Raw genomic sequence first — 14,859 nt, 5'->3', positions numbered from 1 at the left:
CTGATGGACAATTGGGATGAGATCAGAACGGCCTTTCAGGTGGCCCGGCTGGGCACCGTCAGCGGTGCGGCCGAGGTGCTGGGCGTGCACCATGCGACGGTGATCCGGCATATCGACGCACTAGAGCAGCGTTTGGGTGTCAAACTGTTCCAGCGCCATGCGCGCGGCTATACGGCGACCGAAGCGGGGCAGGATCTGGCGCGGGTCGGGCAGACCACCGATGAGCAGTTTCACCAGCTGGTCGGGCGAATCAGGGGGCGGGGCGCGGATGTGTCGGGCGAATTGCTGGTCACCTCGCTGATCACCTTTGCGCCGCTGATGGTGCCGGCGCTGGTGTCGTTTCAGGACAATTACCCGGATGTGGTGGTACGCTATCTGACCGATGAGCGGGTGTTCCGGCTGGAATATGGTGAGGCGCATATTGCGCTGCGCGCCGGACCCAGCCCCGAAGAGCCGGACAATGTGGTGCAGCCGTTTACCGCGCAGCAGATCGGGTTGTACGCCTCGCAGGCCTATGTCGAAAAACATGGGCGGCCTGCGGATGAAACGGATCTGGCCGGGCATCGCTTTGTGGCGCATGACGTTCCCGACAACCGCGCGCCGTTTCAGCGCTGGCTGCGGTCGGTGGTGACCTATGACCGGGTGGTGTTTCGCAGCACCGACAGCCGGGTGCTGGAACGCGCCGTGCTGGAGGGGACCGGCATCGGGTTTTTCGGCACGTTCGAGGCGGCGCAGCATCCCGAGCTTGTCGAGATCTTTCCGCCCCGTCCAGAATGGGAGGTGCCGCTCTGGCTCGTGACCCATGTGGATCTGCACCGCACGGCCAAGGTTCAGGCCTTTCTCAAGCACCTGAAGGATTATGTCGGGCCAAGCGGCACGGCGGAGTGCGCATCTGCATGACCGAGGCCCTGCGCGGGCATCTGGCGATGCTGTGTTTTTCGGCCCTTGTTGCGGGATCCTTTTCGCTGGGCGGGATGGCGACGCCGTTCATTGCGCCCGAAGCGCTGAACGCCGCGCGCTTTGCCCTGGCGGCTGCCGTTGTGGTCGGGGTGATGCTGGCGCGGGGCGAGCGTGTTGCGGGGGCCTGGGCCGCGCCGTGGCGCTATGTGGTGCTGGCGGGGCTGTTTGCCTTTTATTTTGTGGCGATGTTCACCGGGTTGCGCACGGCGGCGCCGGTGAGCCTTGCCGCCATTTTCACGCTCAACCCGATCCTGGCCGGGGCGTTCGGCTGGCTGTTGCTGCGCCAGATCACAACGCCGCGCATGGCGCTGGCGCTGGCCGTCGGCGGGGCCGGGGCACTGTGGGTGGTGTTCCGGGGCGATCTGGCCGCGCTGCTGGACTTTCGCATCGACACGGGCGAGGTGATCTTTTTCTGGGGCAGTGTGGCGCATGCTTTGTATGTGCCGCTCATGCGCAAATTAAGCCGGGGCGAACCTGCGCTGGTGTTCAACACCGGAATCATGGTGACGGGGGCGGTGTTGCTGGGGGTCTATGGCGCGCCTGCGATCCTTGCCACCGACTGGCTGGCGCTGCCGGGGATTGTCTGGATCACCATCGTCTATACGGCGCTTGCGGCGACGGCGCTGACATTTGCACTGATCCGTTACAGCACATTGCGCCTGCCCTCGGCCAAGGTTCTGGCCTATACCTATCTGACCCCGTGCTGGGTGCTGATCTGGGAGGTGGCGCTGGGGCACGGCGCACCGGCGGTGCGGGTGCTGATCGGCGTGGCGCTGACAATGGTCGCGCTGGTGCTGCTGCTCAAGGATGAAGAGCGGGTCGCGGTCTAGAGGTCCTCGGGGGCTTCGGGCAGTTCCTGCGCCAGAAAGCGTTCGAAGTCGTCCAGATGCACCGGTTCGAACTGTCCGAACCCCTGCATCCAGACCGAGGCGGCGCGCAGGGCGTCGGGTTCCAGCTTGCACCACTTCACCCGGCCGCGCTTTTCCTGACTGATCAGCCCGGCGGTGGCGAGCAGGCTGAGGTGTTTGGAAATCGCGGCAAGGCTCATTTCAAACGGATGGGCGACATCGGTCACGGCCATGTCGTCCTCTAGCAGCATCGAAAGGATGCGGCGGCGGGTCGGGTCCGCAAGCGCGGCAAAAACTGTATCCAGGGATGGGGTCATGGCCCGCCATAAGGCTGTCAAAGGGGCGGGCGCGTCAAGGTGTGCATTTGGCGCCGGGGGCGGGGCGGCAGACCGTTCATGCAAATTCAACCATCAAGTTGAATATGCCCTTCGGCCCGAAATCAGGGGGCAATGCGGGCAGGGGGCGTTAGACACCCTGCGCGGCATTGACGGAAATCATTTGAAATCAAGGGCTTGAAATGCGCATTCTGACGCATCACGGGCTGTTGACTCGGATCGTGCTGCCGCATAGCACAGGGTCACTGGTCCGAAAGGGGCGACGAGCGTGAGTGATCCCGATCCAAAGCGGCAGATGGCCGAACTGGAAGCGCGGATAGCCGCTGCGAAGGCAGCGCGGGCACCGGGAAAGGCGCACCAGGACGAGCATTATTCGCAGGCACACCTTGCCTGGCGGATGGTTATTGAGATGGTTGCCGGTCTGGGGATCGGTTTCGGCATCGGATACGGGCTGGATGTGCTGTTGGGCACATTGCCGTGGATGATGCTGATATTCACACTGCTGGGACTGGTTGCAGGCGTCAAGACGATGATGCGCTCTGCCGCCGAGATCCAGGAAAAGAAATTGGCCGACATGGCCCAAGAGAACGAGAGGGCACAGCATGGCGACTGAAGCGAATGGCGCCGAAACCGGCGGTCTGGTTTTCCACCCGATGGACCAGTTCATTGTAAGGCCGCTGTTCGGTGACGGCCCCGTTGGCATGTTCACCCTGACGAACGCGACGCTCTGGCTGGCACTGACCGTCCTGGCCGTGATTGCGATCATGGTCTTGGGCACGTCGCGCCGGGCGATCATCCCGTCGCGCAGCCAGTCGGTTGGCGAACTGGCTTATGGTTTTGTCTACAAGATGGTCGAAGATGTGACCGGCAAGGACGGGGTCAAGTATTTCCCCTACATCATGTCGCTTTTCATGTTTGTCGTTCTGGCCAACTTCCTGGGTCTGATCCCGATGTCCTTTGCCACCACGTCGCATTTCGCGGTGACCGTGGTTCTGGCGCTGGCGGTGTTTCTGGCTGTCACCATCCTTGGCTTCGTCAACAATGGCGTCAGCTTCCTTGGCATGTTCTGGGTCACCAGCGCGCCGCTGGCCCTGCGCCCGGTTCTGGCGATCATCGAGCTGATCTCGTACTTCGTGCGTCCCGTCAGCCACTCCATTCGTCTTGCGGGCAACATCATGGCCGGCCACGCCGTGATCAAGGTTTTCGCAGGCTTTGCCGCACTGGCTGTCGTCTCGCCGATCTCGATCCTTGCGATCACGGCGATGTACGGGCTTGAGGTCCTTGTGGCCTTTATCCAGGCCTATGTCTTTACCATCCTCACCTGCGTCTATCTCAAGGACGCGCTGAGCCCGCACCACTGATCACCCAAACGGCAGGGGTGCGCTGACCGCGTCCTCTCCCGACCTCTACTCAACTTCCAATCGTAAGGAGATACACCCATGGAAGGTCAACTCGCACACATCGGCGCAGGCATTGCAGGTCTCGGAACCGGTATCGCAGCCCTGGGCGTCGGCAACGTCGCTGCAAGCTTCCTGTCGGGCGCGCTGCGCAACCCGTCCGCTGCTGCTGCACAAACCGCAACGCTGTTCATCGGTATCGCGTTCGCAGAAGCCCTGGGGATCTTCTCGTTCCTCATCGCTCTGCTGCTGATGTTCGCTGTCTAAGCATCGGTTCTGATCCTTACGCTCGGGCGGCGCTGCGTCATGCGGCCCCGCCCGTTGTGAAGAAAAGCACCCCTGGAGGACGGCCACATGGCTACTGAAACACATAGTGCCACCGGAAACGGTATGGCCGACGTCATGGGCGTAGATGGGCACGATATGGCAACCTCATCAACAGGCATGCCGCAGCTGGACTTTTCGACCTGGGCCAACCAGATCTTCTGGCTGCTTGTCGCACTGATCGTCATCTATCTTGTGCTGTCGCGCGTGGCCCTGCCGCGCATTGCAGCCGTTCTGGCAGAACGTCAGGGCACGATCAGCAATGATATCGCCCGTGCCGAAGACCTGAAGCGTCAGGCGTCGGAAGCGGAAGCCGCCTACGAGCAGGCGCTGAAGGATGCCCGCGCGGAAGCGCAGGCGATTTCGCAGAACACCCGCGACGAGATCAAGACGCAGGTGACCAAGGCCACCCAAGAGGCTGACGCCCGCATCGCCGAGAAAACAGCCGAAGCGGAAAGCGCCGTTGCCGCGATCCGTGCCTCTGCCATGGAAAATGTCGAAGCCGTGGCCAAGGACACAGCCGAAGCGCTGGTTGCTGCCCTGGGTGGTTCCGCCGATACGGCCGTGATTTCCGACGCTGTCGACAACCGGATGAAAGGGTAACGCCATGCGCCATATGCTGACACTTGCCGCTGCCCTCTCCGCTCTGGCCGCATCACCGGCCTTTGCGGCGACGGGGGCGTTCTTTTCGCTGCACAACACCAATTTTGTTGTGCTGCTGGCCTTCCTCCTGTTCATCGCCGTTCTGGTCTACTTCAAGATCCCGACGATGGTGATGGGCCTTCTCGACAAGCGTGCCGTCGGCATTCAGAGCGATCTGGACGAAGCGCGCGCCCTGCGGGAAGAGGCCCAGACGCTTCTTGCCTCTTACGAGCGCAAGCAGCGCGAGATGCAGGAACAGGCTGACCGGATCGTTGCACAAGCCAAGACCGAGGCACAGGATGCCGCAGACAAGGCAAAGTCGGATCTGGAAAAATCGCTGGCGCGCCGCATGGCCGCTGCCGAAGATCAGATCGCCTCGGCCGAAGCGGCTGCTGTGCGCGAAGTGCGTGACCGCGCCATCACCGTGGCGGTGGCGGCTGCACGCGATGTGATCGCCAAGCAGATGACCAAAGAGCGTTCCGCGCAGCTGATCGACGAGTCCATCGCGGATGTGGGCCAAAAGCTCCACTGAACCGCGACCCTTCGTCAGAAACAGAAAACCCGGCGTATCCCGCCGGGTTTTTCGTATCTCGCCCTCAGATAAGGCCCCGGTGTTTCATCTGCCCCCAAATATCCCGGGGGAGCCCGCAGGGCGGGGGCAGCGCCCCCTGCCACGCCCCAGACCCCGCGCAGGGATCATCCGTAATCGCGCTCGCCAAAGATTGCTGATCCCACCCGCACATGGGTGGAGCCAAAGCTGATCGCCTCCTCAAAGTCGCTGCTCATGCCCATGGACAGCCCGTCCAGCCCGTTTCGCGCCGCCATCTTGGCCAGCAGGGCGAAATGCAGCGACGGCGTTTCATCGACCGGCGGGATGCACATCAACCCGACAACCGGCAGGTCCAGCGCGCGGCATTCGGCGACAAAGGCATCGGTCTCAGCGGGCAGGATGCCGGCCTTCTGCTCTTCCTCGCCAGTGTTCACCTGAATGAACAGATCCGGGCAGGAGCCGATTTCCTGCGCGATGCGCGCAATCGCGCTGGCGAGCTTCGGGCGGTCCAGCGCATGGATCGCCTGAAACAGCTCCATCGCCTGGCGGGTCTTGTTGCTTTGCAGCGGGCCGATCAGATGCACCTGAGCGTCGGGATAGGTTTCGCGGAAGTCTGGCCATTTGCCTGCCGCTTCCTGCACCTTGTTTTCACCGAACAGGCGCTGGCCCTGGTCCAGCACCGCCGCGACCCGTTCGTTCGGCTGCACCTTGGACACGGCGATCAGATTTACCGATCCCGGGGCGCGTCCGGCCTCTGCTTCGGCCTTTGCGAGGCGTTCCTTGATATCTGTCAGTCCCATGGCTCATCTCCCCAGGCTTCGATGAACGGAGCCAGTTCAGTTTCATATTTGCGCCAGGCCTGCGCCGAGCCGCGATAGATCGGCTGGCGGACCTGATGCAGGCTCAGTGTCTTGACGCTTCCTCCGGCCTTGTGGAAGGTCAGACAGCCGTCTTCCCAGTCCAGCCCGACGGCGGCGATCAGGGCGCGCGTCTGCGGTTCGGGATCGGCAACCAGATCCTCGTACCGGATTTCGTGGATCACGCCGGGCAGGCGGGATTTCCAGAAGGCGACATTGGCGCGGAAGGTCCTGATCGTGAAGGCGATGTCGGACAGATCGTTGGCATAACGATGCGCGCCGGTCTTGAAATGGTTCTTGTAGATCGACACGGCAATGTCGCGCGGGTCGCGGTGGACGATGACAAAGCGCGCACCGGGCAGGGCGCGGTGTAGCAGCCCATAGATCGGGTGATTCTGGATCGACTTGTCGGTGACGAGGCCGCTGGTGGCGCCGGTGTCCCTGCGGGCCAGATCGGTGTAATCCTGCGCATATTTTGTAATCTGCACGTCGGGAATCGATCCAAGCGGGGCCAGCCCGTCGCGGGTGCCAAAGGCGGCGACGGCAAGCTTGAGCGCATGGGCCAGTTCTCCGCCCGCCGTGGCGCTGCTGTGCGCGGCGATGATCTGTTCGACCAGCGTGGTGCCAGAGCGCGGCATGCCGGTGACAAAGACCGGGCGCAGCGGCTGCGGGTCGCCAAGCGGGCTGAGGTCCGCGCCGTCCTGGGCCGATAGATAGGCGGCGTTTTCGGCAATCCGTGCGATCCGGTCAAACGGGGCGAGCTTGCGCTGCAGGGCATTGGCGCGGTGGAGATGGGCAAAGACCTTGTCGATGGTGCCCTGATCCTCGGTCGCCTTGGCCAGAGCATAGCTGAGGTGCATGCGCGCGTTGTCGGAGGCGCGGGGATTGGCCAGCGCCTTTGTCATGGCGCGCATCAGCGGATCGCCGGTCGGCAGTTTGTGGGCGGCCAGAAGGATGCGGTAGAGCGAACCCTGTTCGGGATGCTTTCTGATCAGCTTGCGCAGCAGGGTTTCTGCGGCATCGAACCGTCCGGCGAACTGAAGGGTCAGGGCCTTGTCCACCTGCCGTTTGATGTCACCGGGAAAGGCCGCGATCAGGCGGTCATGGGCGGCGAGCGCCCCGTCCTGATCGCCGATGGCGGCAAAGGCCTGAACCGCCGCTTCGTTCAGGGCGGTTTCGTCGGGTTTCTGGGCAAGGGCCGCCGCGATATGGCGCGCGCGTGAGGCGTGATCGCCGCGCAGATGGGCGATCCGGGACAGCTGAAAATGCACTTCGGCAGAGTCGGGCAGCGTTTTGAGGATGGTGGACAGGGTGGTTTCGGCCGCGTCCAGCTGACCGGCGCCAAGCGCGCGCAGGGCGGTATCGTACTGGGCCTTTATCCGGGTCTGCAGCGCAGGAAGCATGGCGGGTCTCCTTTCCCGCTTGATAAGTGGCACAGGCGCAAAAGAAAAGAGCGGGCCAAGGCCCGCTCTTTCCAGAAATCCAAGTTCTTTTGAACTTAGAAGGACATGCTCAGACCAGCGGAGTACGAGTTCACGTTGTCGAAATCGTCGCTGTAGCTGTGGCCGTAGCCGAACTGTGCCTGAAGACCGCCACCGAGGTCGTATGCGGCTGCAAGGCCAACGCCTTCGACGTCGAAGCCGTCAACGCCGTTTGCGTTGGTGACTTTGCCGTAGTTCAGGCCGACCGCGAATGCGTTCATTTCGTAGCCGAAGCCGATGCCGAAGTTCTTCTGAGTTTCGTCACCGATTGCGAACTCAGCAGCAATAGCTGCTGTGCCCGGGATGATCGCGCCGGTTACGAGGTCAACAGTGGCAGGAGTTGCTGCAACAGCGTTTGTGGCGCCGCGCTGAGCATTGTCGTCGAAGTTGGTGCTTGCGTAGGAGATGCCTGCGCTGAAGCCGTTCGACATGCCGCCGATGACCGAGAAGCCAACTGAGTCTGCAAAGTCGTTCTGCGCCTGGTAGCCAAGGCCGAGGCCGAGGTTGATGCCGGCCATGACGGTGTCATAGGAAACGCCTGCGCCGTAGATGTTGTCCACATCGCCTGCACCGTTGTCGCCTTGCTCCATGGAGAGGGAGAACGTGAAGGTCGAGAAGGTGTAGTCGAAACGAGCGACTTGACCGTCTGCGGAGCCGTCGATGCCGCTTGCGAAGCCGTCAAACAGGCCGTCCTGATCGTCGAAACCGAGGTGGGTGGTTTCGTCGTCGTTCAGCGAACCGCCTGCGAGAGCAACTTCGCCGATGCGTGCGTCATAAGCACCATCGGTGTCACCCATGGTGAATGTCGCGCCGCCGAACGAAACAAAGATTGCCTCGCCGCCTTGGTCCGAAGGTGTCTCGAACTTGCCGGGGTTGTTGCGGTCAGCAGCTTCGTCCAGATCGATGGTCGCACCGAAGGTCAGGCCGTTGTCTGCAACGCCGGACATGGTGAAGCGGATGTCCAGGTCAGTGAAAAACTGGGAATCACTTTCGGTGACTGCGCCGGTGTTTACGTTCAGGCGGTCTTTGGAGAAGATGCCCATTTCGGCGCTACCGGTCATGGCCACACCCAGGTCCTGGGCAGATGCGAAACCGGCGGATGCGACCAGCGCGGTGGTTGCAAAAAGAATCTTTTTCATTTTTTCCCTCATGTGTTCGTAAGGCACGTACCAATCCGAATGCCCGGACTTGATGAATGCTCTATGCTCCCCATGACGCCATTCGTGCAAGCGATCAGGATTTCGTTAAGGCAACAAGCTTTTCAGTGATGCGCATTTGTCACAAAGCTTTCGAGGGGCGCTGAGGGCGTTGTCCTGCAGGGGCGGGCGGGGTGTCCGGTGAACTTCGCCTTGTCGGGCGCGTGCGGGGCAGGTAAGGATTCGCACAGACCGAAAAGACCGGCAGGAGCGGGAAGATATGGACAAAATGCGTAACATCACAGGCCACGGGATGTTTGCGACCCTGGTTGTGACGCTGGTTGCCCTTGCCGGCTGCGGCACCCGGGGCGCCAATGCGCCAGCGGTAGAGACACGTTCGGCCCAAGAGATCGCGGATGCTGAGTATTATAATGGCCGGAGCGCGCCGAAGTCGACCATCTGGGACATCTTCCGCGAGCGTGGCGATGCCGCGACCGTAGGGGCGGTGAACAAGTATCTCTGGAATGCCTCGCTGGAAGTGCTGAACTTCTTGCCGGTGCAGTCTGTCGATCCGTTTACCGGTGTGATCACCACAGGCTATGGCACGCCGCCGGGTGGCGGACGTGAATACCGCGCCACCATCTATGTGTCCGACCCTGCGCTGGATGCGCGGTCGCTGAACCTTGCGCTGGCAACGCGCTCTGGTCCGGTGGACGCCGGAACCCTGCGTGCGGTCGAGGATGCGATCCTGACCCGTGCGCGCCAGCTGCGTCAGGCCGATACACGCTTCTGAACCGCTTGCCGGGCTGTCCGACGGGCTGCCCGGTTTGTCTGCCCCGGTTTGTTTGCCCCGGTGTCTTTGCCCGGGAGGGCGCTGACCGGCCGGGATCTGGCTGTGGTCTTTGGATCGCGCCCCGTGCGCGGATTTTCAGATGCCCCGGCCCGGCGATTGACATCTTGGTGCCGCGCGATGGTCCATGACACTGGACGATCCAGCGCCTTGGCCCTATCACCCTGTGCAAAAGAGATGCACGCGCCGCCCAGCCCGCGCTGAGGGGCCCGCGCTGAAGAGGATTTCACATGTCGCGCTATGACCCCGCCGCAATCGAACCGAAATGGCAGAAGGCCTGGGACGAGGCCCTGACGTTCAAGGCCGTCCGGTCGGACGACAAGCCCAAGTACTATGTGCTTGAGATGTTCCCCTATCCGTCGGGGCGCATCCACATCGGCCATGTGCGCAACTACACGATGGGTGATGTCATCGCGCGCTACAAGCTGGCCACCGGCCATGCGGTGCTGCACCCGATGGGCTGGGATGCCTTTGGCCTGCCGGCGGAAAACGCTGCCATGGCGAGCGGCGGCCATCCCAAGGACTGGACCTATCAGAACATCGCCGACATGCGCGCGCAGATGAAGCCGCTGGGCCTGTCCATCGACTGGTCGCGCGAATTCGCGACGTGTGATCCGGAGTATTACGGCCAGCAGCAGGCGCTGTTCCTGGATATGCTGGAGCAGGGGCTGGTCTATCGCAAGAACGCAGTGGTGAACTGGGACCCGGTCGACATGACCGTTCTGGCGAATGAACAGGTCGAGAACGGGCGCGGCTGGCGGTCGGGGGCTGTTGTCGAACGGCGGGAACTCACGCAGTGGTTTTTCAAGATTTCCGACATGGCGGATGATCTGCTGGAGGCGCTGGACGGGCTGGACAACTGGCCGGCCAAGGTCAAGCTGATGCAGGCCAACTGGATCGGCAAATCGCGCGGTTTGCAGTTTGCGTTCTCGACCATCGACGCACCGGACGGGTTTGACCGGATTGATGTCTACACGACCCGTCCCGACACGCTGATGGGCGCGTCCTTTGTCGGCGTCTCACCCGATCATCCGCTGGCCAAGCAGCTGGAAAAGGACAATGCCGAGCTGGCCGAGTTCAACGCCGAATGCCGCCGTATGGGCACCTCTGAAGAAGAGATGGAGAAGGCCGAGAAGAAGGGCTTTGATACCGGGCTGCGGGTGCGCCATCCGTTTGATACCTCCTGGGAACTGCCGGTCTATGTGGCGAACTTCATCCTGATGGATTACGGCACCGGCGCGATCTTTGGCTGCCCGGCGCATGATCAGCGCGATCTGGAATTTGCGCGCAAGTATGAGCTGCCGGTGAGCTCGGTCTATGTGCCGGCGATGGGCGAAGACGCGTTTATCCTGCCCGAGGAGGGCGGCCCGGCCTATGTGCCGCCGAAGCCCGAAACCGTGCGTTATATCAACGGCTATGCCGGCGAAGAGGCGCAGACCGGGACCGAGGCCATCGACGCGGCTGTCGCCTTTTGCGAATCCAACGGCGTGGGGCAGGGTGTCACCAAGTTCCGTCTGCGCGACTGGGGTCTGAGCCGTCAGCGGTTCTGGGGGGCGCCGATCCCGGTGATCCATTGCGACACCTGCGGGGTGGTGCCCGAGAAGAAAGAGAACCTTCCGGTGCGTCTGCCGGATGATGTGAGTTTCGACAAACCCGGCAACCCGCTGGGCTGGCATCCGACCTGGCGCAACTGTGTCTGCCCGTCCTGCGGCGGCGATGCGCTGCGCGAGACGGATACGATGGACACCTTTGTCGATTCGTCCTGGTATTTCGCGCGCTTCACCGCGCCACATTCGGATACGCCCACGGATGCGACCGAGGCCGCGTATTGGATGAACGTTGATCAGTATATCGGCGGCATCGAACATGCGATTCTGCACCTGCTCTATGCCCGCTTCTTTGCGCGCGCGATGAATGTGACCGGCCACTTGCCGGATGCGGCGCGCGAGCCGTTTAATGCGCTGTTCACCCAAGGCATGGTGACACATGCGATCTATCAGACGCGCGATGCGGATGGCCGCCCCGTCTATCACTTCCCCGAGGAGGTGACGGACGGCAAGCTGGCGGACGGCCGTGAGGTTGAGGTCATCCCCTCGGCCAAGATGTCGAAATCCAAGCGCAACGTGGTGGACCCGGTCGAGATCATCAGCCAGTTCGGCGCGGATACGGCGCGCTGGTTCGTGCTGTCCGATTCCCCGCCCGAGCGGGATGTGGAATGGACGGCGGCAGGGGCCGAGGCGACGGCCAAACATCTGGCGCGTGTCTATCGCATCTCGCAGGATGTGAGCGAGTCGGATGCCGCGGCAACGGATGGTGATGCGGTGCTGATGCGCGAAATGCACAAGACGATCCATGACGTGACGCAGGGGGTCGAGTCCTTTGGGTTCAACGCCTCGATCGCCAAGCTTTATGCCTTTACCAACACGCTGGCGAAATCCGATGCGGGGGCGGATGCGAAACGTCAGGCGGCGCGCACGCTGGCGCAGCTGATGTCGCCGATGACGCCGCACCTTGCTGAAGAGATCTGGCAGCTGCTGGGCGGTGAGGGCCTGATTGCCAATGCGCCCTGGCCGGTGGCAGATGAGACGATGATGGTCGAGGACACCGTGACCCTGCCTATTCAGGTCAACGGCAAGCGGCGCGGTGAGGTTACGGTGCCGAAGGACATGGACAAGGGTGAGATCGAAAAGCTCGCCCTGTCGCATCACAACGTGATCAAGGCGCTGGAAGGGGCGGCGCCGAAAAAGGTCATCGTCGTGCCGGGCAGGATCGTGAATGTTGTTGTATAACCGGCGCACCTTTCTGCTGGGCGCCGGGGCGCTTGGCCTGCTGGCGGCCTGCGGGTTCTCCCCGGTCTATGGGCCGGGGGGCGGCGGCGACATGTTGCTGGGCGAAATCGCCCTTGATGCGCCGGATACGCGCGAAGGTTATCTGCTGACCCAGCGGCTGGAAGAGCGGCTGGGACGTGGACTGGGGGGGCGGTATGCCCTGAGCTATGCCACCCGGGTGACGAGCGAAGGGTTGGGGACGACCTCGGCCGGGTCGACCACCCGTTACCAGCTGATCGGGACCGTGGAGTATACGCTGAAGGATGCCGCCACGGGCGCGGTTCTGAGCACGCGCGACACCTCGGCCTTTGCGGGCTATTCGGCGACCGGGTCCAACGTTGCAACCCTTGCCGCCAGACGGGATACGATGGAGCGGCTTATGGTGATTCTGGCGGATCAGATGGTGGATCAGCTGCTGCTCTGGGCCACGGGTCAGGCCGCACAATGAAGCTGAGCCCGCGCGATGCGCCGGGCTATTTCGCCCGGCCCGACGCGAACAGCACCGGTCTGCTGATCTATGGCGAGGATGCGATGCGCGTCGCGCTGAAGCGCCAGCAGGTCATCGCGGCGTTGATCGGCCCCGAGGGTGAGGCGGAAATGCGTCTGACCCGCATTCCCGGATCAGAGCTGCGCAAGGATCCGGCGATGCTGCTGGATGCGCTGAAGGCACAAAGCTTTTTCCCCGGCCCGCGCGTCGCCTTTCTGGAAGAGGCGAGCGATACGCTGACCAAGCCCGTTAGCGCCGCGCTGCAGGACTGGCGGCCCGGCGATGCGCAGCTGATCGTGACGGCGGGCGCGCTCAAGGCGACATCGGCGCTGCGCAAGCTGTTCGAGGGGCATAAATCCGCCTGCGCCGTAGGCATTTATAACGACCCTCCCAGCCGCGAGGAGATCGAGGCAGATCTGGCGAAGTCCGGTCTGAAAGAGGTCGATCGCTCTGCCATGGAGGCGCTGAGCGCGCTGGCGCGCGAGCTGGACCCCGGCGATTTCCGTCAGACGGTGGAAAAGGTTGCGCTGTATAAATTGGGCGATAGCAGCCCGCTGAGCCCGCAAGAGGTGGCGCTGTGTGCGCCGCTGTCGAGCGAGGCCGAGTTGGACGAGATGCTGCATGTGGTCGCCGAAGGGCGCAGCGCCGAGATCGGGCCGATGATGTCCCGGCTTGAGGGGCAGGGCATGGCGGCGGTGACGCTGATCATCATGGCAACGCGGCATTTCCGGGCGCTGTATAGCGTCGCCTCTGATCCCGGTGGCCCGGCGCAGGGGGCGGCGCGGGCGCGTCCGCCGATTTTTGGCCCGCGCCGGGACAGGATGCTGCGGCAGGCGCAGGGCTGGGGGGCGTTCCGGCTGGAATCCGCGCTGGGGATTCTGACCGACACGGATCTGCAGCTGCGATCGGCGGGGCAGCATGCGCCCGCGCTGGCACTGGTGGAACGCTGCTTTATCCGGCTGGCGATGTTGTCGAGCCGGGGGTGAAGCGGGCGGCGTGACGTCCGGCCCAGAGGCCTGTGGCCATGCAGGCAGTCAGAAGGTAGCCGCCGGTTGGCGCCTCCCAATCCAGCATTTCGCCGGCGCAGAATACACCGGGCGCGTTGCGCAGCATCAGTGAGGTGTCGAGCGCGGCAAAAGGCACGCCGCCGGCGGTCGAGATTGCCTCGTCCATCGGGCGGACTCCGGCATGAGGGACGGTCAGGGTTTTGATGATCTGCGCGAGTTTGGCCGCCTCGCGCGGCAGCGGGCGGGCGCATTCCTGCAGCAGCGCCTGCGCGGCGGGCGTCAGGGATAGTGCCTTGCGCAGGGTGTTGGACAGGCTTTGGCGCGATCCGGCTTGGGTCAGGCGGTCGGTCACCTGCTGGAGGCTCAGATCCGGTGTCAGGTCCAGCCGCAGCGCCGCACCGTCGCGCAGTGCGGGGGTCAGCGGATAGATCCCGCCGCCCTCAACACCCCGCGTGGAAATCACTGCCTCGCCCCGTGAGGTGAGGGGACCGGCGTGGAAGGTCACGTTTTTGAGCGGTGCGCCGAAATGGCGGGTCATATGGGCGGACCATGCGACCTGCAGACCGGCATTCGACGGGCGGAACGGGGCGAGGGGGATGCCCGCGGTCTGCAGCCTGTCGGCCCAGAGGCCATCCGAGCCGAGCCGTGCCCAGCTTGCGCCGCCAAGGGCCAGAACGGTGAGTTGCGGGGTGAGAGCCTGCGGGCCGTCGGGCGTGTCGAACTGGAAGGCGGGGTGTTGCCAGCCGGTCCAGCGCCAGCGCGTGCGGATGTCCAGCCCCTGTTCCGTCAGCCGGGCCAGCCAGGCGCGCAGGAGGGGAGAGGCCTTCATCGCGGTTGGAAAAACGCGGCCAGTGGAGCCGGTGAACAGGGGCTGGCCGAGATCTTTTGCCCAGGCCTGCACCGCGTCGGGGCCGAAATCGGTGAGCATGGGGGCAAGCTGTGGCGTGCGGTCGCCATAGGCGGCAAGGAAGGCGTCGGCATCTTCGGCCTTGGTCAGATTGAGGCCGGATTTGCCCGCCATCAGGAATTTGCGCGCGAGCGAGGGCTTTGCCTCGGCCAGCAGGACCTTGCGCCCGGCGGCCAGCAAAGCCTCGGCTGCCATCAGCCCGGCGGGGCCGCCGCCGATGACCAGCGCGTCACAGGTCATGGGGTGCCCC

16 protein-coding genes are annotated in these 14,859 nt (G+C 63.5%); 11 read left to right on the top strand and 5 right to left on the bottom strand.

All coding sequences use genetic code 11. From position 1 onward, the window contains the following. Positions 1-3: 3 nt before the first annotated feature. Both P775_RS09965 and P775_RS09960 read left to right on the top strand, forming a co-directional pair. Positions 4-900 (top strand): LysR family transcriptional regulator, encoded by an 897-nt coding sequence (locus tag P775_RS09965; protein ID WP_099910881.1) that lies wholly within the window; start codon positions 4-6, stop codon positions 898-900. Beyond that, the gene (locus P775_RS09960) at positions 897-1,790 is read left to right on the top strand and encodes a DMT family transporter (protein WP_099910880.1); all 894 of its coding nucleotides are present in this window, start codon (positions 897-899) and stop codon (positions 1,788-1,790) included. Before P775_RS09965 ends, P775_RS09960 begins: the two co-directional genes overlap by 4 nt. Here the strand turns inward: P775_RS09960 and P775_RS09955 are convergent. Next, positions 1,787-2,125, bottom strand: coding sequence for an ArsR/SmtB family transcription factor (locus tag P775_RS09955; RefSeq protein ID WP_099910850.1), 339 nt, complete (start codon positions 2,123-2,125; stop codon positions 1,787-1,789). The genes P775_RS09960 and P775_RS09955 overlap by 4 nt on opposite strands. A gap of 286 nt (positions 2,126-2,411) precedes the next feature. On the opposite strand from P775_RS09955, the gene P775_RS09950 reads away from it, so the two are divergent. The 5 genes from P775_RS09950 (at position 2,412) to P775_RS09930 (ending at position 5,038) form a co-directional block, all read left to right on the top strand. Further along, entirely contained in the window at positions 2,412-2,756 is a 345-nt protein-coding gene (locus P775_RS09950) for an AtpZ/AtpI family protein (protein ID WP_099910849.1), read from the top strand. Then, positions 2,746-3,504 (top strand): F0F1 ATP synthase subunit A, encoded by a 759-nt coding sequence (locus P775_RS09945; protein WP_099910848.1) that lies wholly within the window; start codon positions 2,746-2,748, stop codon positions 3,502-3,504. The genes P775_RS09950 and P775_RS09945 overlap by 11 nt, the downstream gene beginning before the upstream one ends. A gap of 78 nt (positions 3,505-3,582) precedes the next feature. Next, positions 3,583-3,807 (top strand): F0F1 ATP synthase subunit C, encoded by a 225-nt coding sequence (locus P775_RS09940; protein WP_099910847.1) that lies wholly within the window; start codon positions 3,583-3,585, stop codon positions 3,805-3,807. Between the two features lie 87 nt (positions 3,808-3,894). Next, entirely contained in the window at positions 3,895-4,467 is a 573-nt protein-coding gene (locus P775_RS09935) for a F0F1 ATP synthase subunit B' (RefSeq protein WP_099910846.1), read from the top strand. 13 nt (positions 4,468-4,480) lie between these two features. Next, complete coding sequence (locus P775_RS09930; protein ID WP_425439898.1) at positions 4,481-5,038, top strand: F0F1 ATP synthase subunit B; 558 nt, start codon at positions 4,481-4,483, stop codon at positions 5,036-5,038. A gap of 164 nt (positions 5,039-5,202) precedes the next feature. Here P775_RS09930 and P775_RS09925 read toward each other — a convergent pair whose 3' ends face one another. The 3 genes from P775_RS09925 to P775_RS09915 all read right to left on the bottom strand — a co-directional run bounded on the left by P775_RS09925 (position 5,203) and on the right by P775_RS09915 (position 8,533). After that, the gene (locus P775_RS09925; RefSeq protein ID WP_099910844.1) at positions 5,203-5,856 is read right to left on the bottom strand and encodes a YggS family pyridoxal phosphate-dependent enzyme; all 654 of its coding nucleotides are present in this window, start codon (positions 5,854-5,856) and stop codon (positions 5,203-5,205) included. Next, positions 5,847-7,316: a tetratricopeptide repeat-containing sulfotransferase family protein gene (locus P775_RS09920; RefSeq protein WP_099910843.1), complete on the bottom strand. Its 1,470-nt coding sequence runs from the start codon at positions 7,314-7,316 to the stop codon at positions 5,847-5,849. The genes P775_RS09925 and P775_RS09920 overlap by 10 nt, the downstream gene beginning before the upstream one ends. 95 nt (positions 7,317-7,411) lie before the next feature. Continuing rightward, a complete protein-coding gene (locus tag P775_RS09915; RefSeq protein ID WP_099910842.1) occupies positions 7,412-8,533 on the bottom strand; it encodes a porin in 1,122 nt (373 codons plus the stop codon). Positions 8,534-8,819: 286 nt separating this feature from the next. Here P775_RS09915 and P775_RS09910 point away from each other — a divergent pair, with 286 nt between their 5' ends. The 4 genes from P775_RS09910 to holA all read left to right on the top strand — a co-directional run bounded on the left by P775_RS09910 (position 8,820) and on the right by holA (position 13,681). Continuing rightward, positions 8,820-9,323, top strand: coding sequence for a DUF3576 domain-containing protein (locus P775_RS09910; RefSeq protein WP_099910879.1), 504 nt, complete (start codon positions 8,820-8,822; stop codon positions 9,321-9,323). Between the two features lie 287 nt (positions 9,324-9,610). Further along, a complete protein-coding gene (gene leuS / locus P775_RS09905) occupies positions 9,611-12,169 on the top strand; it encodes a leucine--tRNA ligase (RefSeq protein ID WP_099910841.1) in 2,559 nt (852 codons plus the stop codon). After that, positions 12,156-12,656, top strand: coding sequence for an LPS assembly lipoprotein LptE (lptE, locus tag P775_RS09900; protein WP_099910840.1), 501 nt, complete (start codon positions 12,156-12,158; stop codon positions 12,654-12,656). The genes leuS and lptE overlap by 14 nt, the downstream gene beginning before the upstream one ends. Then, positions 12,653-13,681: a DNA polymerase III subunit delta gene (gene holA, locus P775_RS09895; protein ID WP_099910839.1), complete on the top strand. Its 1,029-nt coding sequence runs from the start codon at positions 12,653-12,655 to the stop codon at positions 13,679-13,681. The genes lptE and holA overlap by 4 nt, the downstream gene beginning before the upstream one ends. Here the strand turns inward: holA and P775_RS09890 are convergent. Further along, positions 13,647-14,849: a TIGR03862 family flavoprotein gene (locus P775_RS09890; protein ID WP_099910838.1), complete on the bottom strand. Its 1,203-nt coding sequence runs from the start codon at positions 14,847-14,849 to the stop codon at positions 13,647-13,649. The genes holA and P775_RS09890 overlap by 35 nt on opposite strands. Positions 14,850-14,859: the final 10 nt, after the last annotated feature.

The organism is Puniceibacterium antarcticum, assembly GCF_002760615.1.
GTDB lineage: Bacteria > Pseudomonadota > Alphaproteobacteria > Rhodobacterales > Rhodobacteraceae > Puniceibacterium > Puniceibacterium antarcticum.
This window is presented reverse-complemented; position numbering and strand designations above follow the sequence as displayed.